The sequence below is a fragment of the Thalassobellus sediminis genome (assembly GCF_044386045.1).
GTDB classification, from domain to species: domain Bacteria; phylum Bacteroidota; class Bacteroidia; order Flavobacteriales; family Flavobacteriaceae; genus Thalassobellus; species Thalassobellus sediminis.
In genome coordinates this window covers 1960709-1985170 of record NZ_JBISCD010000040.1, presented here as the reverse complement: position 1 = coordinate 1985170, position 24462 = coordinate 1960709, and the positions used below count along the sequence as shown (strand labels likewise).

The following is a 24462-nucleotide window of genomic DNA, read 5'->3' as shown; positions in this document are numbered from 1 at the left end:
TCTGCTGATATGACATATTTTTTTTAAAAAAATTCACAATACTCATCTTTCTTGTTTCTTTAATGGTTGCCAATAAATAATTGAATCTGGTAAACTCATATATTTTTGGTACTGTAAATTAGTCAAAGCGTTTCTTGTAATTAATAATTTCGGAACATTAATTATTAAATCAAAAATAACCCCTAAAATAGCTATAAAAGCTTTCAAATCTCCTTTAAAAACTTTTAACTTTAATTGCATCCATAAAGTATACACTAACTTCCTAGGAATTAGCCTTAATGGATAAAACAATAGATACAAATACCAACCTGATCGTAACGAACGTCTTAATCTTGTGATATAATCTTTATCGTGTATTCTTGATTTTATATCTACGCGATGATGCACCAGAACATCTGGAACAAACCATATTTCCCAATCTTTTTTAAACAACTTAAAACTAGCAAATTCCTCTTCTCCATAAAAAACAAACCAATCTGGATAGTTTGGTATATCTCTCCAGGCATCCATACGCCATACATGTCCACAACCTACAAAGCCTTTTACACGTTCATTTTTAAGTGTATGATTTGTGTGTTCAGGCATTTCTTTTCCCCAAAAAATTCTAAATGCCATAACAGCACATTGTTTATGGGTATTAAAAAATTTAGAAATTATTTCTAAAGCATTATGTGATACAATATGCGCATCATCATCTAAAGTAATAGCATATTTTGCTTTTGTTACATTAAGCAATCTGTTTCTGCTAAATATAAGCCCTTTGCTTTTTGTGTTTTTTATTAACCGTATTGTTCTATAATTAGCCTCAATATAATCTGAAGTACCATCAGACGAACCATCATCACAAATAATAAATTCCACATTATCATTTTTAATAAAACTAGAGAGTCGATTTAACGTTTCTTTTAAATCTTTTAACCTGTTTTTAGTTGTTATTAGTATAGAGAATTCTGGACTATTCTTCATCTTAATATTTTTTTACCACTTGTTTTGGTAATCCTTTCCATTTTAATATTAACCTATTGAAAAAAGAAATAGAAAAAAACTTAACAAACAGTTTATTCTTCAAAAAATAACTAAAACTATTTGTCTTTTTATTTATATTAAAATTTGATATTACTTCTCCTCTAAAATCTCTAGGCTTAGAAACAACTTCCATCCAATCTTCAAAAGTATTCCCCATGTGATACGCATAGTTATCTAGAGTAGTTAATCGCCAATAGTCTTTTTTTAATGGAGCTTTATCTAAGTAAACTTCGCTATCACCTCCTAGTTTATGTCCTAAAAATGATGTTATTACACTAAACACATTTTTTTTATAGGTAGCTACAAAATGTCCAGCTCCAATTAACACAGATAAATCCGAGCTAATTTCTAAACCTAAATTATATTTTAAATAATCTTTATTATAATTACGATCCCAACCAATACTATCGTAAAATCTCTTTAAAGCTTCTGGGTTTTTTACTGCAAAAAACTTTAATTTCTTACTAAGCAAATTATCATATATCACATTGCCACAATAGTTTTCATACATTTTAAATTGAGGCACAATGCCAACAACGCCTGCGTTAGGCACATTGTTAAAAATCTTAACGGTTTCTTGTTGCCAATTAGGAAGAAACAACACATCAGCATCTGATATAGTAACTAGCTCAATATCATTACCAACTAAACCTTTAATAATTGAATTAAGCTTTCCTATGTTTTCTGTATGAATGAGTTCCTGTATTTTACCAGTATTAAATAAAGATTCTAAATAGTCTTTAACTGCTTGACAGCTTCCATTATTTACAATAGTAATAAATGTTTTATCATGTACCGTATTAAATAGAGAAGTTATACATAATTTTAAAATTTTTAAACTGTCTGTAAAATAGCCTTCTAGATTTGGGATATAAACAGGGATAATGACTTGGTGTAAATAATCTGAAGGTTTAGAATGTATATCTTTATTTGGGTTTAGTCCAATTCTCATCTTTAAAATGAATTTGTTTTTAACAAGTATGAAGTAATTTTCGAAATATTTTCTTTTAAAATTAACATTATATAATTATTTTTTATAATAACACCACTTCTCCAAACGATAGAATTAGTATTCATTAATTCTGAAACACTAACTTTAACAAGGTTATGTTTGATAAAATATTTGTGAATGCTCTTCGACTATTCCTAATTTTATATTATAAATAATAAGTAAAATTAACTTCTTTCAAATAAAACATTATCTAACATTTCTTTAAATTTCTCATTACTAAAATAATCCCCAAAAGGACAAATAAATTCGTTTGAAATCATCCGATTATTAATAAGTGTGCGTAATTTAGTTTTTATATCCTCTATATCATTCATATCGGCAAGGAATTCATCATCTTTAATAATAGTACGCAACTCGCTTTTTTCTGGAGATACACAAAGTACAGGTTTATTATGAGCAGCTAAAAAGGCTGCTTTTCCAACTAAAATATTACAATAAAGAGGTCCGTTTTCTAAAATCACTACAATATCACTTTCATAAACCTGTTCATTGTATGAATTCGAAAAATTTAGTGTATCTAAAATTTGAATATTTGAAACATCATTAAATCGTTCTTTTAAATCTTTTAGCCCATCTCCTTTAGCTCGTATAATAAATTCAGTCTGCTCGTTATAAAGCGGGTTTTCATTTATCAAACATTCATAAGCCAACAATAAATTTTCTAAATTCCTACCATACATTAAAGCGCCGTGATAAGAAATACTGATTTTCTTAGATTTCTTTCTTACTTGACTGGTGTTAGACAAATCAAATACTGAAGCATCAAATTGATGAGGCAACGTATGAAACTTTTTTTTAGAAGCAAACAAATGTTGCAAATCATGTGACATAAACTTTGCTGTACTGGCACATGATTTAGAATGTTCTACAACCTCTATAGCCCGTTTTAAACGAAATAGATCTAAATTAGAAGGTGTTTTATTGGCACCAACATACCATGCCAGAGGATAAGGGTCATGAAAAATTAAAGTAGCATGATTTAAAATAGGTAAATTATAGGTAGCCAAAATAGTTTCATGTCCAGTTCCTGAACTTGTTATTAAGATATGATCGTAAATTTCATAATTAATCGAAGCTATAAATTTGGCATATTGCTTATGAATAAAACGTTCATTTAAAGAAACATGAAACAATCTCCAATAAAACCAATTAATAAAAGTTATATAGAATGGTCTTTTTGTCTTTACAATATACTTGGTTAAATTATTAACAGGTAATATACCTAAGTCGTCTTCTGTGTCTCTATGAATAATATAATAAACATCAATAACAGCCTCTGGATATACTTGACGCAATTTAGCTAACAAAGACCTCCTCCCCATCCCTGCACTTGTACCGCTAACCCTTAAATCTTGAGCTATAACTAAAAACTTCATTTAATACTTTTTTTAATCTTTACAAATAACGACAAAAACCTTGAAAATTGAAGGAATTGAATGTATAGACTAAACAGTTTTAACCATCGTTTAGGTGTTTTTTTATTATTACATTGTACTTTTTCAAGCCTATCAAACAACATATTAACTAACTCTTTAGGATATTGTTTCCCATACTGCTTAAGTAAATAAGTATAAAATTCAAACCAAGCTTCGTTTTTTTCAATGGAATCAGACTTACCGGTAATATTTATATCACTTAATCTAAAATACATTAATGCCTCGTTAATGGTAAATATATTTTTACCTTCTGAAAATTCAACTATAGCTAGGGTATCGCTAGACCATGCCAGCGGAAAATTTTTAAACTTAATGGCATCTACTTTCTCCTTTTTAAAAATATATTCGCTTAAAGAACTTCTGGTACCTCCTTTAAATTTTCGTATTAAAAAACCCGTAGGGGTTTCTAACTTAGGATGTTCATATTTTTTTGAAATATGTTTTCCCCTTGAATCTACAACAAGTGAAGAATATCTAACTACATTAATTTTAAATTGATTTATTTCATCTATGTGTTTATAAAAAGCTTCTACAAAATTATTGCTAATAGTATCGTCATCTCCTAAAATCATAACCCATTCTTCATCTTTTACCATATTTATGCAACGTTCCCATTGTTTAACAAGGGAAGTTCCTCCTAAATTAGAATTAAATCTTTTATAATAATAAGTAAATGCACCCTTATACTTTTCTAATAAACCGTTTGGGCTTTCAGTACTGGCATCATCGCCTATATAAACTGTGAATTGCTTATTGGTTTGATTTTTTAGTGAAAGCAAAGTAGCCTCTAAAAACATATATTTATAATAAGGGATAACTATTGCTAACATACTTAAAGCCTTACGCTATTTAGATTTAAGTTTTAAAAAAAACGGAAATAATTTTCTAAAAATTTTTAAAAGTCTTAAAGTCTTTAATACTTTCTTTATCATTAATCCTGTTTGATATGGCCCTGATTTTTTAACGATACCCAACCTTTTTTTCATTTCTTCTTGAATACGATAATATCTAGATATTAAAACTACAGAAAGTTTATTGAATTCACTTTCATTTAGTATGTCTTTTAAATGGGCATAAGCCTTTATTTGATCGTCTAGAAAACTTTTGGTCATGGTTCTGCCACCGATATTTTGCCTATATAAAGCTAATGGCTGGTCTAAAAAAATAACATTAGGATTCAATTTAAATAACTTTACCCAAACAATCCAATCTTCCTGTGCTGTTAAATTTTCAAAAAAACGAATGTTGTCAAATAATACTGCTTCAAAAAAACCACAATGTATGGGTATAGAAAAAGTCTCATTCCATTTATATAATAAACTCTGAAAAGTAAACAGTTCTTCATGTAAACTACAATATGGTTCTTTAGTTATACTTGATTCAATAGAAAACATTCTAAAATTAGATATTACTATCTTTTTACTTTCACATTTAATATCCTTTAAACCTTTTAGCGATAATTCTAACTTTCTACTATCTAATACATCATCGGCATCTAAAAACTGAATATAAGTTCCTGTAACTTTTTCAAGCGCAAAATTTCTGGTAGCACTTACACCACTATTCTCTTTATAATAATATTTAAATCGTTTATCTTTCTCAAGCCAAACCGTAGCTATATTTTCTGAATTATCTGTACTCCCATCATTAACTATAATACATTCCCAATTAGAATAGGTTTGATTGTAAACGGAAAGCAAAGTTTCATCTAAAAATGCTCCTTGGTTAAAACACGGAATTATTATTGAAACTAAATCGTTATTCATTTATTTATAATTTCATTATAAACATGTTTCCATTTTTGGTCTATAATATTTTGTGCATAATTATTATTAACAAATATAGTAGCTTGTTCTCCCATTTCTTTAATTAATGCTCGATTTTGATTAAAAAGCTCGATTTTTAGAGCCGCATCGTTAACATCAAACTCTTTACAAACAAAACCACTTACTCCATCTTTCACAGTATATTTTATACCCCCAGAATCGAATACAACTACAGGTAAACCACAAGCTTGAGCTTCAAGAGTTGCAAGTCCTTGTGTTTCTCTTCTACTAAATTCAACAGGTACAGCTAATAACAAATAAACATCATGATTCCATAAAGCTTCCCGAACCCCAAGAGGCGGCTTACTACCCTCTAAAAACACATGGTCTTCTAATTTGTGTTTTTTAATTAAAGCGTTTAAATTACATCTTTCTTCTCCTTCTCCAACGATCGTTAATATAACATTCACCCCTTTTTTTACTAACTTATTAACTACCTCTATACAATATTGATGTCCTTTTACTTTATCTAACCTACCAACGGTAATTAACTTTATTAATTTTTCTTGTTTTTTTATTCTATTATTTGGGTGAAAAAATGAAGTATTCACAGCTACTGGTATAATATCTAGTTTGTTTTTGTTACATCCTAATGCCTTAACTTTCTCTGCAAGATAATTAGTATTTACTGTAATTAAAACATTGCTGCTAAACAAATCGTCATAATAGCCATTATTTTCAATATAACCGTACAATGGAAAAAATGCATCATGCCCATGAAAAGTTACTATAATTTCAGGTTTAAAAAGCCCTGTTTTTTTTAATAAATCAACAGGATATTTATAAGTTCCATATTGTATATGAATAATATCTAAATTACTAAACTGCTTGTAAAAAACCCACTGATATAGCCATGTTAGGCTAAACGCTGGTTGTTGTTTAAAATAGCTAATTATAAAGCGAATCTGTTTTAAATTAAAAATAAATAATAAGACCCATTTTAAAACTCTAACAATTTTGTTTTTGGGAATTTTATAATCTTCGATGATGATTTTATCGAGAAGCTCATATTCCTCTATTAAATAAATGTTATTATAAATAATCTTTCTAGTAATAATTTTAATATCATAGCCTAAATTAATTGCTGTAATAATTTGTGCTACCAAAAAAGTTTCTGAAATATGAGGAAACTCAGGGATTTTAAAAACTATTTTTCTATTCATATTTAAATATTTTTTTTATTTCTCTACCCTTTTTATTAAGGACCCATATCGCATCCTTTAAATCCAATTTAAATAACGATTTAAATCTCCATTCTTTAGTGATACCTATAGATGATTTTGAAAAGTATAATGAATAATATAATTTTTCTTTAATTATTTTCAAAGCGAGTTCTAATCCATCTTGTGAGTAAATTTGAGATTTACAATTTAACTCTAGTAGTTTTTTCATCCATTTATTGAATAATGAAAACTCGTTTAATGTTATATAATGACTTTGCAAAAGCACTTTTGTAATTATTTTATCTGTAAAAACATCTACATCATAATTTAGCTTTTTAAACAAAAATAGTTTAATAGGAATATCGCCTTTTAATTGCACTTGTTTATATTTTGAAGACACTTGTGTTTCATGTACCCTGTAATAATATAAAACTTCTTGTAAATTATATAAATTAAAAGCCCAAGCTACTCTAGACCAAAAATCATAATCTTCGACATGTAATTTAGTTTCATCAAATCTAAATTCTCTTACTGACTTCTTATCAAACATAACTGCCCCCATACTCATAGGGCAACTTATTAGCATTTGATTTACAATATCACTATGAAACTCTTTATGCTTAATTATATCTTCTTTTATTCCAAATTCTTCTAACCAACACCCACATGCTTTAATTTCTGGATTGTTTTGAAGTATATGCAATTGTTTTTCAAATCTGTTTAAAGCGTTAATATCATCACCATCCATTCTAGCAATATAATCGCCATTTGCTTCACTAAATCCCATATTTAAACTATCAATTAGCCCTTTGTTTTTAGACTTTTTAATAATTCTTATTCTAGAATCTTTAATAGACTCTATTACCTCTAATGTATTATCAGTTGAGCAATCATCTATAACAAGAATTTCAAAATCTTGAATGGTTTGATTTAAAACAGAATCAATCGCCTCTTTTATATATGGAGCTACATTGTAAACAGGTAGCACGACGGATATAAGTGGTGTGTTTTTCATATCCTACCAAAAATTAAAACTACTAAACTTTTAATTTTAAATTTAAATCGATGCCATGGATATACTGTAAAGGCTTTAAACAACAGATAATATTGAGCACTCTTTTTATTTGAAAACTTTAATGCTTCAAACCGTTTTAAAAAATAATTTGAAGCATACGTTTTTATATACGGTTTAGAAAAATTATCGATATCAATTTGATTCTTTTTTCTTCTCTTGTAAGCATTTATCATGGTATAAAAATGCCAATATTCTGCTTTAAAAAGGTTTTCATTGTTTGATATACTATGTTGATGAACTCTGTAACGGTATAAAACTTCATCTAAGAAAGCATGTACGCCTTGTTCTTCCATTTTATAATATAAATCTTGATCTACAGCACGTTTCATTATTGGGTTTATTCCTTCAGATTGTTCGTATTTATCTTTTTTAAAAGTTGCAAAATGTGTCATAGCACCATTTGCGTATGTTAAATACGACTTTCCTGCAGGAATAGAACTACCATATAAACTTGATTTTGTGAAATTCATTTCTAAATCTACAAACTCATATTTCGAAGTAATAATGGCAGCGTCCTTGTATAAATTATGCGCGTCAACCATAATTTCTAAAGCTTTCGGGTACAGTGCATCATCTGGATCTAAAAACCCCATAATAGCACCTTGGGCATATTCTGCACATTTATTTTTTGTAAACCCACACCCTCGATTTACTTCATTTTCAAACAATTTAAACCGCTTATCGTCTCCTACAATGGTAGTTATTACTTGTACAGAATCATCAGAAGAACAATCATCAACAATTATAACTTCCCAATTAGTATATGTTTGCAACATAATACTTTGGTAACAATCCTTAAAAAAATGACCGTTATTGTAATTCGCTATAAGTATTGAGAATAACATGCTTCGTTTTGGTTGTATTCTATTGGTTTATTTATAATGTATAAAAATAGATCTTATTTTATTCTTTTATGAAAAATATAACCTTTTCCAAAAAAACTTAAAGAAATCAATAACAATAATACATAAATACCATTAAGTCTATATTCTTTCAAAACAGCCTTTGAGAAGGATAACTTAGGAACCCAATCTATATTTTTCTCTTCATAGCATAAATTTATACATCGTCGTAATAAAAACATTCGAGACTTTTTGTCGGCTTTCTTTTTTATATCTAAATACGTAAACCACGACACCCTAAAATAACTTTCGTTTAAAGCTGTCTGACTGGTTAATTTACTACGTATGGAATTATCATGATGCCTACGCAATGACACCACTTCATCAATAAAAAAAGCATGAGTTGTTTCTAATACTAGTTTGCTAAAATAATTATACTCTTGCCCTGAACTTAAATTTTCATTAAACTTAATAGATTTTGCGAGTTTAGCTTTAATGCAAACATCATATGTTAACCAGTTTACATACTGCAAAATGTAATTATAAGGCGTTATTTTGTGTTTTTTAAAGGTATAATAACTATCAAGACCTTTATTATCGGCATTAAAATATTGGGTTCTTGTTATTACAAAATCGCAATTATAGCTTTTTATTCCATGATACTTAATTTCTAAATGATTTGGTGTCATTAAATCATCACTATCAAAAAACACTATGTAATTACCATTAGCTTTTTCTAAACCTATATTTCTACAAGCATTGGCGCCTTTTAGTTTATTGTTTGGTCTTTTAAAACTTATAAAGCGAGAATCCTTTTTTATATAACGTTTTATAACGTCGTCACTATTATCACTACTCCCATCATCAACTATAATACATTCCCAATTTTTATAGGTTTGCATTAAAATACTATCAAGCGTTTCATTAATTAAATGGGCTCGGTTATAGGTTGGAATGATTATAGATATTAAATCGCTTTCTAGCATTTCACATATTATTTTGAAATAGAAGTTATAGCAACCGATAGGTTAGAAATATATCTATCCATACTAAACAACTCTGAAACTCGCAATTTACCTTTTTTCCCCATTTCCATTGCCTGTTGCTTATTATCTAACATCCAAATCATATTTTCTGCCATTTGCACTATATCCTTTTCTACACATAGCAAACCTGTTTCATTATTTAAAATTACATCTGGAATCCCTGCATGACTGGTACTTATTACTGGCAAGCCAGCTCCACCGGCTTCAAGTATAGCTACTGGCGTGCCCTCCATATCATTATCTTGCGCCTTTATTGAATGTTGAACAAATGCTAAAGATTCTGTTATATATTTTTGATATTCAAGAGGTGTAATTTGACCTGCAAAAAAAACATTATGCTGTATTTCTAATGCTTCTACTAAATCTTTACAACTATCTAAAAGTACACCTGTTCCTGCTAAAACTAATTTTGCTTCAGGATGCTTTTTTAAAACTTTATAGAATGCCAAAATAGTTAAATGCGGTGCTTTTTTTTCAACAAAGCGCCCTACGCCAATAAATTGAGGTTTTAAATAGTTTAATTCTAAATTTAAAAAATCGGGATTGGGGCCGTATGGATTATATACAATTTTCTCTTTAGGACAGCCTATTTGCATTAAACGCTTTGTCATTTCTTTACTAACAGAAATAACTACCACTTTCTCATAATTAAACATGGCTTTATACGAAGCCTTGTAAGCTTCTAAAACACTTTTTCTAACAGCATCATGCCCATGAAAATGAACCACTAATGGTAAAGAAAGCTCTTTGCAAACCAAAAGTAACTTGGCTCCAATCATTCCATATTGAGCAACTACAACTTTTACCTTATTCTTCTGTAATTCTTTATGCAACCTAGTAGAATTATCTCTTTTAATAAGCTTTAACTTTTTAAAAGTTTTTACTACTATACTATCATTATTACCTACATTAAAAGGTAAATTGTTTCCCCAATAATGTACTATATCAAATGGAAGCCTGTCTATTTGAGCTTTAATAAATGTTTCACACTTATCATAAGGTTTATTGGTAAAAAAGGCTATTTTCATTTTATATTATCTAAATAAATTATTCTAACCATATGTCTTCTTTTTTAATATTTACAAAAAAACATATAAATATTAAAATTCTATTTTTTCGCAATTCCATATAACCCCGTTATCATTTGACCACTTACAAAATTGACTTTGGTCTTTTTATCTTTTTTTATCAAATAATTAATAATTGGTTTTAAAACAATAGAAAGATATTTTCTTTTCTTATTTGACATTTGACTTCTACGCACCCACAACCCTAACATTTGTGCCATTGATGCATGCCATCCGCCTGTTGCTTGTATCTCTATGTCCTTAAATCCTGAATTTTCCAAATGACGTTGTAACGAAAATGGTGTATAGCGATATTCGTCATGTGGCACTTCATGTAAATTCCACAAAAAAGGTACTGTAAAAAAAAAGACCCCTCCTGATTTTAAGACTCTAAACACTTCTTTTAAAACAACTTCTGGCTCTGGACAATGCTCTAACACTTCTGTACCAAAAGCGCAATCAAAACTATTGGTCTCAAAAGGCATTGTTTTTCCGTCCCAAGTAAAGTCTGGTTTTACAGCCTTATCATAAATTAAAGCATTTTCAATATCTAAGCCAATATAGGTTGAAACCTTACTGTGTGCTAAAATATAATTCTTATAAGGCATTTTGCCACAACCAATATCTAACAGATTTCCGTTAAATTTAGGAAGTGTTTCTACTAATGCTTGAAAGATGGCCGTTCGAATACTATACCGATCCATCGTATTGTTTGACAGCTTTATATTTATAAATTGGTTTATAGACATAACTAAATTTTAAACAGGTTTCTTATTTTTAATTTTAAACTAAAACCCGATTTCTTTTTTTGAGGCAATGACATAGTTTTATTAAACAAAAATGTTTCATTATGTTTCAATAAAGAATCATGATATTGTTTTAAAAACGGTTTCAATAAATAATCATTTCCGTTAGCTATAATATTAATAGTTGCATTGGTATAATGTATAAATACAATAGGATATTCACTATTTATCAAAACTGTATCTCCTGCTGATGTGCGTTTACATTCAATCATATTCCAATTAGAAACATTACACCCTTTATGCTCCAAAATCTTCACTTGACTTGGAAAATAAATAGGCATTAAATTTAAATACGCTTGATCCACATAAAAACCATCTTTTTTTTTCATTTTATAAGCACAAACACTTAACCACCAGTCTAATACATTTGTTGAATTTGAATTACACCCAAAAAAACCGGCATTAAACAAACCTCCGGTAAACAAAGAATTGAAATTAGAAACATCTTTAATTGGGTCTTTCGATCTCCAATGCGGGGTAATAATAACATCTGAGTTATTCAAATAATCAAACAAGAATAAAGGACTATTATAAAAATAAAGATCTGGATCAACGAATATTACTTTTTCAAACCTTTTTTCAAGAAGCAAATATTTTAAAAACAATGGTTTTAATGCCCATCTTAAATTACTAGCCTTGTCATCTTCATAATGTTTAATTAAATTATAATCGTTTTTAAAACTAACTTTTAAATCATTTATTACATGTACTTCAACTCCATCATATGAAAAATCACCTTCAAAATCGTCAACTATTAAAACTTGAAGTTTTACTTTTAAATCAAAACTATTAAAAGAGTCGCATATAGCTTTTACATAAAAAAAGTAATTTGATGTAATAATGGTACAAAAACTTTCCATATTATCTTTTTAATTTATCGTTAAGACCTTTTTTAAAAAAGAAAATTAAGTATTCACTTTTTATTAGCTTACTGGTTAAATATAATTTAAGTAAAACTATAAACTCCTTAAAATTCAGTTTAGAAATACCTTCTAAGTAATCATTAACCGATTGTTTAATCTTATTAATATAAATACTCTTATAATGACTGTTAATATACTTTAATGTCTCAATGCGATTTAAAATAATAGAATTTCCTCTATGAAATCTGGTTATCCCTCCTGGATGTCTTCTATACACACACATAACCTCATTAATAAATTTTATTGTTTTTTTACCAATTATTAAGGAATAGAGCGTAATATCTCCACTTGCCGCTTTATAAAACCAACTAGGAAATTCTTTAATATCATTTCTAAAAACAACACTTGCTGTTGCCATAAACGGACCATTAAAGACATCAAAAATTGTATAAATACTCTTTGATGTATCCATTTTATTCCATGCAAACTGGCTATTTAATTTTATGTTGGAATTGAAACTGTTATTTTGACTCCATTCTATAGCTGCCTCATGAAAACAAATACCATAATCATCATTTGCCTCCAAAAAACCAACTTGTTTTTGTAACTTCAATGGATCTGTCCAATAATCATCACCTTCACATAATGCTATATACTTTCCCTTGCTAGCTTTTAAGTTTTCAATAAAATTATAACGCCCTGTTGCATTACCATTGATATAAATAACATCTTTACGTGAACGCAAGAACAATTTAATTTTATCTGGATATTTATTGGCATAGTCGATACAAATTTCCCGTGTACCATCCTCACTCTCATCTTCACCTAATATAATTTCGAATGGAAACGTAGTTTGTTGCATTAAAATGCCATCAAGACATTGCTTGATGTAGTTAACGTGTTGGTATGTTTGTACACAAACAGAAACTAAAGGTTTGTTCATTTTATATTATCAAATTTTGTCTTTAAAAAACTGCACTTGCTCTTTTAAATATTCAACTTCATCTTCTTTTAAATTTACCTTTTTGTTCGCTATAAACGAATTTTGAGATAAGGCATATTCATCATAATCTAAAATTTTATTATTAGATATTTGATTATATTTTTCTGTTAATAATTTTAAAAACCCTTCTGGGTTAGAACAAAAATTATCATAGCTTATATTTAAAACATTTTGCTCTGGTATATTTAATAACCCATCTTGCACAGCTTTTTGCGTATAAATAACTTGCCCCGCAACTTGTTTTATAGGGTCATCATTTTTTAAAAAATTATATTCTGGTGGTTTAAATGAATACCATTTGTTTCTATCGTTAAAATAAGTCTCTCTAGCTAATAATAATGATTGGGCATTATAAAACGGCTCTCTTGTTAAATTAATAAATATAAAATTTTTATTTAATTGATATAAATAAGGAATATTCCAATTAAGCAACATACCCTTTAAAACTAAAGGTTTTTGAGTTAAGTGCTCAAAAGCATATAGTTTATTTACGAATGCATCTCCTTCAATCGTTTTTAGTTGAGCTTTGGTTAGCTTTTGTTTGTCATCTTCAAATTTAAAATACTCTCGCCAAAAGTACCAATATTCACTCGGACTTAAAGCTCCAGTAGTTTTTCCTAATGATGATTTAAAAGCGTCACAACCTTGATTAAAGCCTATTTGATTTAATGGATCGTACTCTAAAAGCGCTTGTTGAACACGTATTCCAATATATGGATTTGAATAAAATCTTGCAATTAAGTTAGAAGGGTAAGAGAACAAACCTAATGAAGCCAACCACTGAAGCATTAATGTAGAACCTGAACGTGCACATCCCATTATTAAAATAATTGGTTGATTACATGAAAAACGCATATCTTTATATTGAACACCATCTATAAGTTGATTTAAATCCAGAAGTGCTTCTTCAAGGCGATTATCCTTTTTATAATAAGATGTTCTGTTTTTATTTTCATACATATCTGACATAAACCCTAAATCATTTTTTTAATTGCAATTGAAACCCTTATTAAATCCTCTTTGGTATAGCGGTGGTCTATTGGTAATGGTAATAATTCTAAACTTAATTTGTTTTCAAATTGAAAACCTTCTACCATTTTTCTTTTAGTAACATCTAGCCAATAAGACGGAATAAATATATTTTTATTGAACAATAACTCTTTATCAATTGGTTTATTTAATAGCAGCGGGTAACAAAAACAGTCCGTTTCATCATTAATACTAATTTGATTAAGTTCCTGAAATTCTTTTTTAAAGAAACTGAAGTTTTCATCTCTAATAGCTCTTACTTTACTATAATTAATTGTTTTTAATATTTTTTCAGAAACTATTGAAATTATATTAATATTGGAATCAAGATTTTTTTCGTAAGAAACAAATTCTTGATAAGCTTGTTTTTGTTTACCAAGTAATCTATTTAAATTATGATTCAAAGAAACTCGATTATTTCTATAAAAATTAGTTGTTATTATTTTATTAGGAGCATATAAAAATGCCCCATCTGGCACTCCAAAATATTTTCTAGCAGTTGTGAATGAAAAATTATTTTTATACCCTTTTATAAAAAACGCATGTGAATTATCTATAATAACTTGTTCTTTATAAACCTCTACCAAATGGTTAACATATGCCGCCTTTATTCCAAAAAAATTACAATATATAATAGCCTCTGTAGGTTTTAAGACAATATTATTACAAATTTCTAATTGCTCATCAATATTATAAAACTCATATGAAATTCCACATAAATCCAAAGGTTCTATTGAAGCATTGCAGCAATAAAAAGGAAGATACACTTTACTATATCGTTTAGTTTGTAAAATTAGGTTTAAACATGCTCTAGCAGTTGACAGTTTAATAGAGTTATCATGAAATAATGACTCCCCGTCTGCTATTTCCAACTCGAAAAAACCTCCTATTTTTTTCATACATTCAACTTTTAATATTTCTTCAACTAAATTAAAGAAAAGACCTATATATTTAATATCATGATGAATCAAAAGATTCAAAATATTTTTAGAGAAACACTACATTTCATTAAATTCATCTATTTGAAAAAATTATATTAAACTACGATATTAAAAGAAAGCAAAATACTTTTCAAATAACCCAAAATACAGTTTCTCATTTAAATTCTCTTTTACATTCATTAGGTAATTGATTAAAACATTCTTTCACCTAATCTTTTCAACAATTAAACTTAACGCTTATAAATTGGTAATATCAACTCTATTTATCATTAATTTAATTTCTTCTTTACCACAAAACATCATAACATCAAGAATAGATAAGTAACCAACAAAGTCTTGGCCAAATTGTTGATATGACTCTCCAAATATTTCTAAAAATTTTAAATCAATCCCTGCCCTACTATATTTTTCCTTATCGAAAAAAGAACGTCCACCAGGAAGATTAAAATAACTCTGCGCTTTTAAAGCTTTACTAATATTTAGTGCCCATTCATCTGGCGCATTAACAGGTTCTATTTCAATATTCATTTCAGACCAAATAGATATAGGTGTTTTTATATCTAAATAGTTACATATTACTTCTAACGATTTATAATTTAAGTCTACAATACTTGTATATTCATCTTTAAAAATAGCATCTAAAAGTTCAATCACATTTTTATAATAAGGTGCCTTTTTCTTATAATGTACTAATTGTGCTAAAATTTTAGATTTCCAATCTATTGTATTATTAATAGCTATTTGACATATCTGGGTATTTCTATGGTGTTTTATCAAAGAAACTTTAACATACATAGGTTCTCCATTTAACTTTAAAACCCTATTGCGCTCAATCCAACCATGCCTTATATATTGAGGTGTATCAAATAGAATAAATTGATCTACTTGATTTATCAATGCAAAATACCCCATATAAGGCATGAAATAAGGTTGCATGATTCCTAATTTCATAAACTCTTTTTTATTAGTTTACACATGTCATCTACTTCACTTAACAATAAACTATCATATAAAGGTAAACACAATATTCTTCTGGTGATGGATTCAGAAATAGGCATGCTGTTATATTTTAAATATGGCAATTCATTTAAACTTGGAAAAAAATAACGCCTAGGAAATATTTCTTTTTTTTCTAAAGCTTCCTTTACCTTTAGCAAGGCTGCTTCAGAATTAAATATAACTGGATAATAGGAATAATTCCATTTAGTTTCCTTTCTGAGCTTTAATGTTTTTATATTAGTTTCTTTTAAAGTATCATTATAATAAGCTACAATTTGTTTTCGTAACTTCAATATAGTTTTCATATAGGGCCTTACTGCTAAACCCATAGCTGCCTGAGGTTCGCTCATTTTCGCATTAATTCCCAACCCTTTAAATGCTTCTTTGCCCTGATGCCCAAAATTATGATGATAAAACATGGTTTCATAATAATTGGTTTTACAAAACAAAGCACCACCTTCTCCTGTATGGAATAACTTGGTGGCATGAAAGCTACAGGTGCTTACATCTCCATAATTAAAAATAGATTGACCTTTATAGGTTACACCAAAACAATGGGCGGCATCATAAATGACTTTTAAGTTATGTTTGGAGGCTATTTGCTCTATAGCTTCAACATCACAAGGATTCCCAAACACATGGGTCGCCAGTATTGCCGAAGTTTTAGGGGTTATTGCAGCTTCAATTTTAGTTTCATCTATAGTCAAATACTCTGGATGAATATCTACAAAAACAGGATTACAACCTTCCCAAACAATACTACTTGTGGTTGCCACATAACTAAAAGGTGTTGTTATAATATCTCCTGTAAGACCTAATGCTTTTATTGCAATTTGTAATGGCAAGGTGCCATTAGTCATAGCAAGTATATTATTAACTCCTAAATATTGTTTTAAATTAACCTCAAGTTCTTGTACCAAAACGCCTCTATTAGTCATCCAACCTGTATCCCAAGCACGTTTTAAAATAGCTTGATACTCTTCTTGAGGTGGCAAGAATGTTTTGGTTACGTTTATCACAAATAGTTATTTAATAATTTTTTTTAAAATTTTAAAACCAGGTATTTTTTTAAATAAGCCTAAAACTTTATTTGTTTTTTTTTCGATGTTAGTGGACAAAATTTCAAGTTTATTAACTTTTTTTGACAAACCTTCTACTTTTAGAGATAAGTTTTTTAAATCTGAGTAACATATTCTTATATCTGCATTCATATCTGATTTATTAAACCAATAATCATCAGGAATCTCCTTTTTAAACGTAAGATGATCTGTAACCTTTAAATCATCCATTAATTTTATAAAATTATCAAATCTATGCACATATAGTTTGTTAAACTCATCAAAATTTGCATCCTCATATATTTCTTGTATTGTTTTATTTCCAACATCCTCATATTTTATATATGGGATTTTATAAAACTCAGCAATTTCTTGAACACGAATATCTCTAGCTATCATTACTGCAGGTATTCCTTGAATAAGGGCTGCTATACACCCATGAAGTCTAGCTCCTAAAACAAAATCATGTTTCTTTATTTCATTAAACCATTCTTCAAATGTTCTATAAAAAACTCCATTCTCAGCTACTTTCTCCAAGGTATAACTTCCGTTCTTATGTTCTGAATACCTATTGAGCTCTAGTTCTTTTATTTTATGCTGATTACTTATACCATTATTAAAAATAACTTCATCTAAAAAATCTTGCCCTAATAATGGAGCTCCATCTACTAAACTTTTATTTAAATTTGCCATAGTTCGATGAAAAACTATAAGCGGCTTATTAAAATTCTGATTTTTAGTGATTTTCAAACCTCTTTTAAGCGGTCTAAATAAAGTTGGGCATCCTAGTCTAATAATGTTTTCTGGTTTGTAGCCTGCCTTTATAAGCACAGAAGCAGTATTAGGCCCCCTTACACCACAAAATCCAGATGAAATTATAACATAATCTAATAATTTTTTTAATGATGGATGGATTGTATTAACATTAGACGATGCTTTTGCATAGTCTTGAATACCTAATGAAAAAGCAATTGTCTTTATTCCTAAAGCTTTAACAAATTCAGAATACCTTGAAACATCTCTCCAATCTGTAACATGTGTAGCGAAAGCAATTACACATAAATCGTATTCTTTTTTATAATATTCTATATTCGAAAAATCATCAATATAATCAGCATTAAAAAATTCAATCAACGTTCTAGAAATTAAACTAGCCCCATGATTACTTGCATACTTGGTATTATCATTACTCCAAACTGAATGATTTTTAACATTATAATTATATTCAGGTCCAAGACCTATAACCATTGTTTTCATATAAATTATTTTTTAACAATTCTCGAATTTGGACTTAAGTAAAAAAGGAGCCCAAACCTGTTCCTTATGAATAATTTGGAAAGCCAAAACATTATTAATTCTTAATAGTGGCTCTTTCCGCTTTGTAATTACAACTATACTTATAGAATAAAGCCCTTTTGATAATTGAATATTTTCATGAGTCATATTAAACTCAATGTAATTATCTTTAAATGATAAAAAAGAATTCTCATTATTCCTTTCAAACATAGCCACTTGCCTCTGTTCTTTATCTAATAAAATTATAGAAAACATAGGTAACCCTATTTTTTTTAATATTTTAAAATTAAAATACAATTTTAAATTAGAACCTCTATCTAATTGAGGTATTTTATCAATAATATTAGTAGGTTTTATTAACTCTACAGTTATCAATTCTATTGAGTTATCTGTGTAAACAATGTCTATTTTATTATCAACAAAACGGCTATAATAAATATCTATGGCTTTACTAATATCTTTTCCTTTAAATTTTGCCCTTCCTTTATCCATTAAAATAATTTGGTTACATATTCTAGAAACCATGGGCATACTATGCGACACAAAAATAATGGCAGTATGTGGTAAAATAGTGTCTATTTGTTTATAACATTTTAATATAAACCCTAAATCCCCCACCGCCAACACCTCATCAATAATCAACACATCAGGTTCCATTTGTGCTGCTACAGCAAAGCCTAAACGTACTTTCATTCCAGAACTATAATTTTGCACAGGCATATCTATAAACTCGCGTATTTCAGAAAAATCTATAATGTCTTCAACTTTACTATCTATCTCTTTTTTAGTAAAGCCTAAAACCGCACCATTATTGTAAATATTTTCACGTCCGCTTAAAACAGGATTAAAACCTGCTCCTAATTCTATAAGCGCACCTACACGTCCTTTTATAGTTACTTTCCCTGCATCTGGGTTAATTAAACCATTTAGTATTTTAAGTAAGGTAGATTTTCCTGCGCCATTATGCCCTATTAAGCCTAAACATTCGCCACGACGCAACTCGAAATTAATATCTTTTACCGCCCAAAACTCTTTATCTCGTAATTCTCTTTCGTTTTTATTACCTCGAACATTAGACACTAAATCTTTAACTCCATACCACAGGCTTGCTTTTAAATCTTTACAGAATTTTTTTGAGAGCCCTTCTACTTTTATCAATACTTCGTTCTCTTTCATATTAAGCACTTAAACGTTCTACAATAATAGGAATGGAAATCCTATAAAACAGCAAGCCTATAAAAAACAGGGAACTACTTACTATAAAAATCCAGCCGAAATAAACCAAATATTCTGGCATGCTTCCTAATGCTAAATCACGTGCGGTTAAAATTAATGCTGTAAAAGGGTTTATCTCCATAACCGTTTTCATTATTCCTGCTTTAGGAATAACATACACTACAGGAGTTATATACATTAACAAGCCTAATGCCATACTAATAATTTTAGAAATATCGTTATAAATAAGACTTATTGGTGTAATAAATAAGCCTAAAGTGGTGCCAAATAAAATGGCTACCATAATGGCTAAAGGAAACAATAATAGTGACCAATGAAACCCGATGCCAAAAGCGAAAATTAAAATAATTAAAAGTCCTATTTTTATAGAACTATTAAAAAGCAGCTTGTAAATACCCGATAATACCAAGGCTTCTTTAGGAAAATTGATTTTAGTTAAAATCCCCCTTGCGGCATTAGTGTTACTTGTTGGTAAATTAATGGACTCTTTTATAATGGACCATATTAAAGTACCTGAAAACACAAACACTGGATATGGCACACCTGTATCAGAAAGTTTTATAGTACCAGTAGTACTTAAAAATATCCAAACAAAAGCAGACATAAGTGGCGTAATAAAAGCCCATATAATACCTAAATACGATTGCCTATACTGCGATTTAATATCGCGGGTCGCTAATTGTTTTGCTAAAAAATGCGAACCAAAAAAATCTTTAGCACTCGCTTTTAATAGCTTGCCAATTTTAAGGTTGTTTTCTTTTTGATATATTTTGGTTTCTAGTTGCATTTTAAAGTACCTAATTTATAGTTTACTTGTTAAAACTGTTAAAATTCTAGCAACAGCCTCTTCAGGACTTTCGTTAACTGTTTTAATTTCTATTGTTGGATTTATAGGCACTTCATAAGGAGAACTAATACCAGTAAAATTTTTAATTTCTCCTGCTCGTGCTTTTCTATATAAACCTTTAAAATCGCGTTGTTCGCATACTTCTAGTGGTGTGTTTACAAAAACCTCAATATAATAATCGCTTCCCACAATAGCTTTTATATCTTCTCGTATTTTATTATACGGCGAAATAAATGCCGCAATAACTACTATGCCCGCATCTACAAAAAGCTTCCCTACTTCGGCAGTACGCCTTAAGTTTTCTATACGGTCTTGTTTTGAAAACATTAAATCTTTATTTAGCCCTTGTCGTAAATTATCGCCATCTAAACTATAGGTATGAATCTTTTTTTTATATAGCTCTTTTTCTAATAAATTAGCTATGGTAGATTTTCCTGAACCAGACAAACCTGTAAACCATATTAAACAGGGCTTATGACTGTTAAGTTCTGCTCTATCTTGTCTGTTTATAGTATAGTTTTGCTTTTTAATCTGTTCCATATACTACTGCACTATAAAATAAGGGTTTAACAAATTTTCTTTATTATACTGCAATTCGTCTTTTTTATTAGCTTGTATCACTTTTAAACCAACGGCATTACAAATAGCATGTCCTGCAGCAGTATCCCATTCCATAGTTGGCGCAAATCTAGGATAGATATTTGCTTTACCTTCTGCTACCAAACAAAACTTTAAAGAACTGCCTTTTGAAACGAGACTAACTTCTTTTCCTTGGTTTTCTATGTTTTGAATAAAAATATCGGTTTCTTTACTTTTATGAGAACGACTGCCAACTATTTTTAGATGGTTACTTAAATTTTCTTCTTTAGATAGTACTACACTATTTTTAAATATATCGTTTGTAAACTCGTGACTATTTAAACAATACTTATAAGCTTTATTCGCAGTACTATTAGTATAATACAAGGTTTTAGATACTGGCACGTAAATAACACCTAAAACAGGCTTATTATTTTTAATTAGCGCTATATTTACTGTAAACTCTCCATTTTGTTTTACAAACTCTTTTGTGCCATCTAAAGGATCTACCATCCAGCAAGTATTCCATTTTTTTCTAACAGTATAGTCAGTTTGTTTATTCTCTTCACTTATAACAGGAAAGTTTGTATCTTTTAAATAAGAGTTTATCACGTCATTTGCCTTTTCATCTGCTTTAGTTAATGGTGAATTATCCGATTTTAAAACCACATCAAAACTATTTGAATAGATTTTCATTATTTCTGCTCCTGCTAAAATGGCTGCTTCTATAGCTATTGAAAGTAACGTATTCATTATTTAATTAACTCAAAACCTCACCAAAACTATAATAAAATCATCTATTTTAAATGATATACTTTTGACTACTACTTCTATTTTGCTTTTAGATTAAACTCGTTTAAATATTTTTTTTAATTTATTTAAAACGCCTTTTTTTGATTTTCCATCATCATGATACCCGTTTGCATAATTTCCATAGCCATATCCATATCCATAACCGTAACCATAACCATAACCATATTTCGCTTTTTGGTCGTAGCCGTTATAAATTAAACTAATGTTTTGTATCTGCTTGGTTTTGTATTTTTCGTTTATAAAATTAAGCATCCCCTTTTTAGTATAATCTTGCCTAATTACATATAAAGATGCATCTACAAAGTCTAATAATCCTAAAGCATCAGCTACCAAACCTACAGGAGGTGTATCAAGAATAATATATTCGTAATCCTTTTTTAAAATTGTAATTAACTCCCCTAATTTTTCACTCATTAATAACTCAGAAGGGTTTGGAGGAATAGGCCCTGATGTAATAACATCTAAATGTTTTATATCTGTTTTTTGAATAACCAATTCTAAAGAGGCTTGACCTATGATATAATTAACCACACCCATATCATTTTCTATATTAAAATCTCCAAATATCTTTGGTTTTCTTAGGTCTAACCCTAACAAAATAGTTTTCTTACCGCTTAAAGCAAAAACAGTTGCAACATTAATGGAACAAAATGTTTTTCCTTCACCACTTACAGAAGAAGTTACCATTAATGTTTTAGCTCCATTTAATTCTTGAGACTTATAAAAGTACTGTAAATTAGATCGAATAGCCCTAAAAGCTTCTGCTACCGCCGATTTTGGTTTTCTATGAACTACTAAATTATTATCAAGCTTGTTTTTTCCAACAACACCCAACATTGGAATAGTCGATAATTTTTCTACATCCATAGGGCTATGAATATTTTTATCTAAAATTGTTAAAACAAAAGCTAAAAGTAACGGTATAAGCAATGCTGTAAAAAAGGCAAAAACGTAACGAACATTTAGATTTCTAGCTAAAAGTTGCGCCCCTATATTTTTAGCTGGATCTATTATTAAAACATCAGACACATTGGAAGCTTTAATCATTTGAGCTTCTCCGCGTTTAGCTAAAAAAACATTATAAGTTTGTTGACTTAGTGAATATTGTCGTTTAATGGTTAATAGTTGTTGTTGATCTTCGGGTAATTTGCTAAATTGAGATTCCAAAACACTTAAATTTGTATTTACAGTAACCAACTCTCTTTTTAAACCATCTGTAACTGAACTAATATTTTCTAAAAGCACATTTTTTAAACCTTCTATTTGCCTGTTTAAATCATTAAAAACAGAGGCATCACTACGAACCGAATATTGCAATTTTGATTTTTGAACCGACAAATCATTTATTTTAGAAACATTGCCTAATATATTAGCATCACCAATTCCCGCAATAGACGGCGCAGGTATATCTGTAAACGAACTACTTGTCAATAAATAGTTTTTAAGACTAGAATAATAGTTTAATTGCCTATCTATAGATTCTTTTTCGCCTTCAAGTTTTGTTAATTTATCATTAAGTAATCCGCCTTCATTATCAAGATTGTAAATTTTATTTTTCTTTCTATAGTTGTTAAGCGCTTCAACATTATCGGTTAACTCGCCTTTAACCCTTGATATTTGTTCATCTATAAAACTTATTGCATTTGTTGCATATTGGTTTTTTATATTTAATTGATCTTCGCTTAGTACAGCTATAACACCGTTTAAATAATCTACTATTTTATGAGTATTTTTATCAGTAAGTGAAATATCTAGAATTGGTGAATTCCTTGTATTACCTACACTTATTCTACCTCGATAACTAGCAACTACACTATCAAAATTTCTAAATTGAATAAAAAACGGGGCGCCAATTATGGTATTTCGGTTTTTAGGCAAATTAATAACACCTTTTAAAAAAGGAAGATCTATAATTTCTCCTAATTTAAATTGTTTTTTATAAACACCTACTGGAACACTAACAGTAGATATATTTTTTGTAATATAGTTTTGCACCTGTGCTACCGGATTTAAAAACTCTGCTTCTAATTGATAGGAATCGGGAGTTAGAAACGTAATTTTTATTGGAATATTTAAAAGCTGTGGTGCATTATAATCATGACGAAACCTAAAAGGAGCAGACTTATAAATATCTTGCATCCTAAACCTACCCTGCTTTAAATAACTTTTATAAAACTCTAAACGATCTACTACTTTTTCATGATGGGTTCGCGATTTTAAGGTTACAATCATGGTTTGCACCTTAGACGTTACACCTCCCCAATTGAAAGTTAAACTCGCGTTAGATGTAAAAAGTGGATTACTATCTTCCTGCACAGATATTTTGGTTCCTAATCGAAATGAAAACTCTTCTCTTATATTTTTTTGATACACATAAAAAACACCAACCGCTAAAAGCAATAAAAAGAATTTCCAATAACTTAAAGCTCTAAATAAAAACTTGTTTATATCGAAACCACTAGCAGTAGATTCTGAATCTTCAAATTCTTCAATCATAAT

Annotated in this window: 23 protein-coding genes; all 23 read right to left on the bottom strand. The window is 28.9% G+C overall.

Annotation, left to right across the window (positions count from 1 at the left end; all coding sequences use genetic code 11):
* Positions 1–42: 42 nt before the first annotated feature.
* Positions 43–966 carry a glycosyltransferase family 2 protein gene (locus tag ACH5TW_RS15270; RefSeq protein WP_439337365.1) on the bottom strand — a complete coding sequence of 308 codons (924 nt, stop codon included), beginning with the start codon at positions 964–966 and terminating at the stop codon, positions 43–45.
* A 1-nt stretch (position 967) separates the two neighbouring features.
* Positions 968–1978, bottom strand: a complete 1011-nt coding sequence (locus tag ACH5TW_RS15265; protein ID WP_439337364.1) for a glycosyltransferase family A protein — start codon at positions 1976–1978, stop codon at positions 968–970.
* Positions 1979–2202: 224 nt separating this feature from the next.
* Complete coding sequence (locus ACH5TW_RS15260; protein WP_439337363.1) at positions 2203–3414, bottom strand: glycosyltransferase family protein; 1212 nt, start codon at positions 3412–3414, stop codon at positions 2203–2205.
* Entirely contained in the window at positions 3411–4304 is an 894-nt protein-coding gene (locus ACH5TW_RS15255; RefSeq protein ID WP_439337362.1) for a glycosyltransferase, read from the bottom strand. The genes ACH5TW_RS15260 and ACH5TW_RS15255 overlap by 4 nt, the downstream gene beginning before the upstream one ends.
* A gap of 15 nt (positions 4305–4319) precedes the next feature.
* Positions 4320–5240 carry a glycosyltransferase family 2 protein gene (locus ACH5TW_RS15250; RefSeq protein ID WP_439337361.1) on the bottom strand — a complete coding sequence of 307 codons (921 nt, stop codon included), beginning with the start codon at positions 5238–5240 and terminating at the stop codon, positions 4320–4322.
* A complete protein-coding gene (locus ACH5TW_RS15245) occupies positions 5237–6463 on the bottom strand; it encodes a glycosyltransferase (RefSeq protein WP_439337360.1) in 1227 nt (408 codons plus the stop codon). The genes ACH5TW_RS15250 and ACH5TW_RS15245 overlap by 4 nt, the downstream gene beginning before the upstream one ends.
* Complete coding sequence (locus tag ACH5TW_RS15240) at positions 6456–7478, bottom strand: glycosyltransferase family 2 protein (protein ID WP_439337359.1); 1023 nt, start codon at positions 7476–7478, stop codon at positions 6456–6458. The genes ACH5TW_RS15245 and ACH5TW_RS15240 overlap by 8 nt, the downstream gene beginning before the upstream one ends.
* Positions 7475–8383 carry a glycosyltransferase family 2 protein gene (locus ACH5TW_RS15235; RefSeq protein WP_439337358.1) on the bottom strand — a complete coding sequence of 303 codons (909 nt, stop codon included), beginning with the start codon at positions 8381–8383 and terminating at the stop codon, positions 7475–7477. The genes ACH5TW_RS15240 and ACH5TW_RS15235 overlap by 4 nt, the downstream gene beginning before the upstream one ends.
* Before the next feature lie 53 nt (positions 8384–8436).
* Positions 8437–9366, bottom strand: a complete 930-nt coding sequence (locus ACH5TW_RS15230; RefSeq protein ID WP_439337357.1) for a glycosyltransferase family 2 protein — start codon at positions 9364–9366, stop codon at positions 8437–8439.
* Between the two features lie 8 nt (positions 9367–9374).
* Positions 9375–10454, bottom strand: coding sequence for a glycosyltransferase family 4 protein (locus ACH5TW_RS15225; protein WP_439337356.1), 1080 nt, complete (start codon positions 10452–10454; stop codon positions 9375–9377).
* An 80-nt stretch (positions 10455–10534) separates the two neighbouring features.
* The gene (locus ACH5TW_RS15220) at positions 10535–11197 is read right to left on the bottom strand and encodes a class I SAM-dependent methyltransferase (RefSeq protein WP_439337355.1); all 663 of its coding nucleotides are present in this window, start codon (positions 11195–11197) and stop codon (positions 10535–10537) included.
* Positions 11198–11244: 47 nt separating this feature from the next.
* Complete coding sequence (locus ACH5TW_RS15215) at positions 11245–12159, bottom strand: hypothetical protein (protein WP_439337354.1); 915 nt, start codon at positions 12157–12159, stop codon at positions 11245–11247.
* A 1-nt stretch (position 12160) separates the two neighbouring features.
* On the bottom strand, positions 12161–13105 hold the full coding sequence (locus ACH5TW_RS15210; RefSeq protein ID WP_439337353.1) for a glycosyltransferase: 945 nt from the start codon (positions 13103–13105) through the stop codon (positions 12161–12163).
* 9 nt (positions 13106–13114) lie between these two features.
* Positions 13115–14134 carry a sulfotransferase gene (locus tag ACH5TW_RS15205; RefSeq protein WP_439337352.1) on the bottom strand — a complete coding sequence of 340 codons (1020 nt, stop codon included), beginning with the start codon at positions 14132–14134 and terminating at the stop codon, positions 13115–13117.
* A gap of 5 nt (positions 14135–14139) precedes the next feature.
* Positions 14140–15093 carry a hypothetical protein gene (locus ACH5TW_RS15200; protein ID WP_439337351.1) on the bottom strand — a complete coding sequence of 318 codons (954 nt, stop codon included), beginning with the start codon at positions 15091–15093 and terminating at the stop codon, positions 14140–14142.
* A 279-nt stretch (positions 15094–15372) separates the two neighbouring features.
* Entirely contained in the window at positions 15373–16086 is a 714-nt protein-coding gene (locus ACH5TW_RS15195) for a WbqC family protein (RefSeq protein ID WP_439337350.1), read from the bottom strand.
* A complete protein-coding gene (locus ACH5TW_RS15190; RefSeq protein ID WP_439337349.1) occupies positions 16083–17153 on the bottom strand; it encodes a DegT/DnrJ/EryC1/StrS family aminotransferase in 1071 nt (356 codons plus the stop codon). Before ACH5TW_RS15190 ends, ACH5TW_RS15195 begins: the two co-directional genes overlap by 4 nt.
* A gap of 6 nt (positions 17154–17159) precedes the next feature.
* Positions 17160–18449, bottom strand: a complete 1290-nt coding sequence (locus tag ACH5TW_RS15185; RefSeq protein ID WP_439337348.1) for a polysaccharide pyruvyl transferase family protein — start codon at positions 18447–18449, stop codon at positions 17160–17162.
* Positions 18450–18461: 12 nt separating this feature from the next.
* Complete coding sequence (locus tag ACH5TW_RS15180) at positions 18462–19664, bottom strand: ABC transporter ATP-binding protein (RefSeq protein WP_439337347.1); 1203 nt, start codon at positions 19662–19664, stop codon at positions 18462–18464.
* A gap of 1 nt (position 19665) precedes the next feature.
* The gene (locus tag ACH5TW_RS15175) at positions 19666–20511 is read right to left on the bottom strand and encodes an ABC transporter permease (protein WP_439337346.1); all 846 of its coding nucleotides are present in this window, start codon (positions 20509–20511) and stop codon (positions 19666–19668) included.
* Between the two features lie 15 nt (positions 20512–20526).
* Positions 20527–21111 carry an adenylyl-sulfate kinase gene (cysC, locus tag ACH5TW_RS15170; RefSeq protein WP_439337345.1) on the bottom strand — a complete coding sequence of 195 codons (585 nt, stop codon included), beginning with the start codon at positions 21109–21111 and terminating at the stop codon, positions 20527–20529.
* 3 nt (positions 21112–21114) lie between these two features.
* Complete coding sequence (cysQ, locus tag ACH5TW_RS15165) at positions 21115–21903, bottom strand: 3'(2'),5'-bisphosphate nucleotidase CysQ (protein ID WP_439337344.1); 789 nt, start codon at positions 21901–21903, stop codon at positions 21115–21117.
* A gap of 93 nt (positions 21904–21996) precedes the next feature.
* Positions 21997–24459, bottom strand: a complete 2463-nt coding sequence (locus ACH5TW_RS15160) for a polysaccharide biosynthesis tyrosine autokinase (RefSeq protein WP_439337343.1) — start codon at positions 24457–24459, stop codon at positions 21997–21999.
* Positions 24460–24462: the final 3 nt, after the last annotated feature.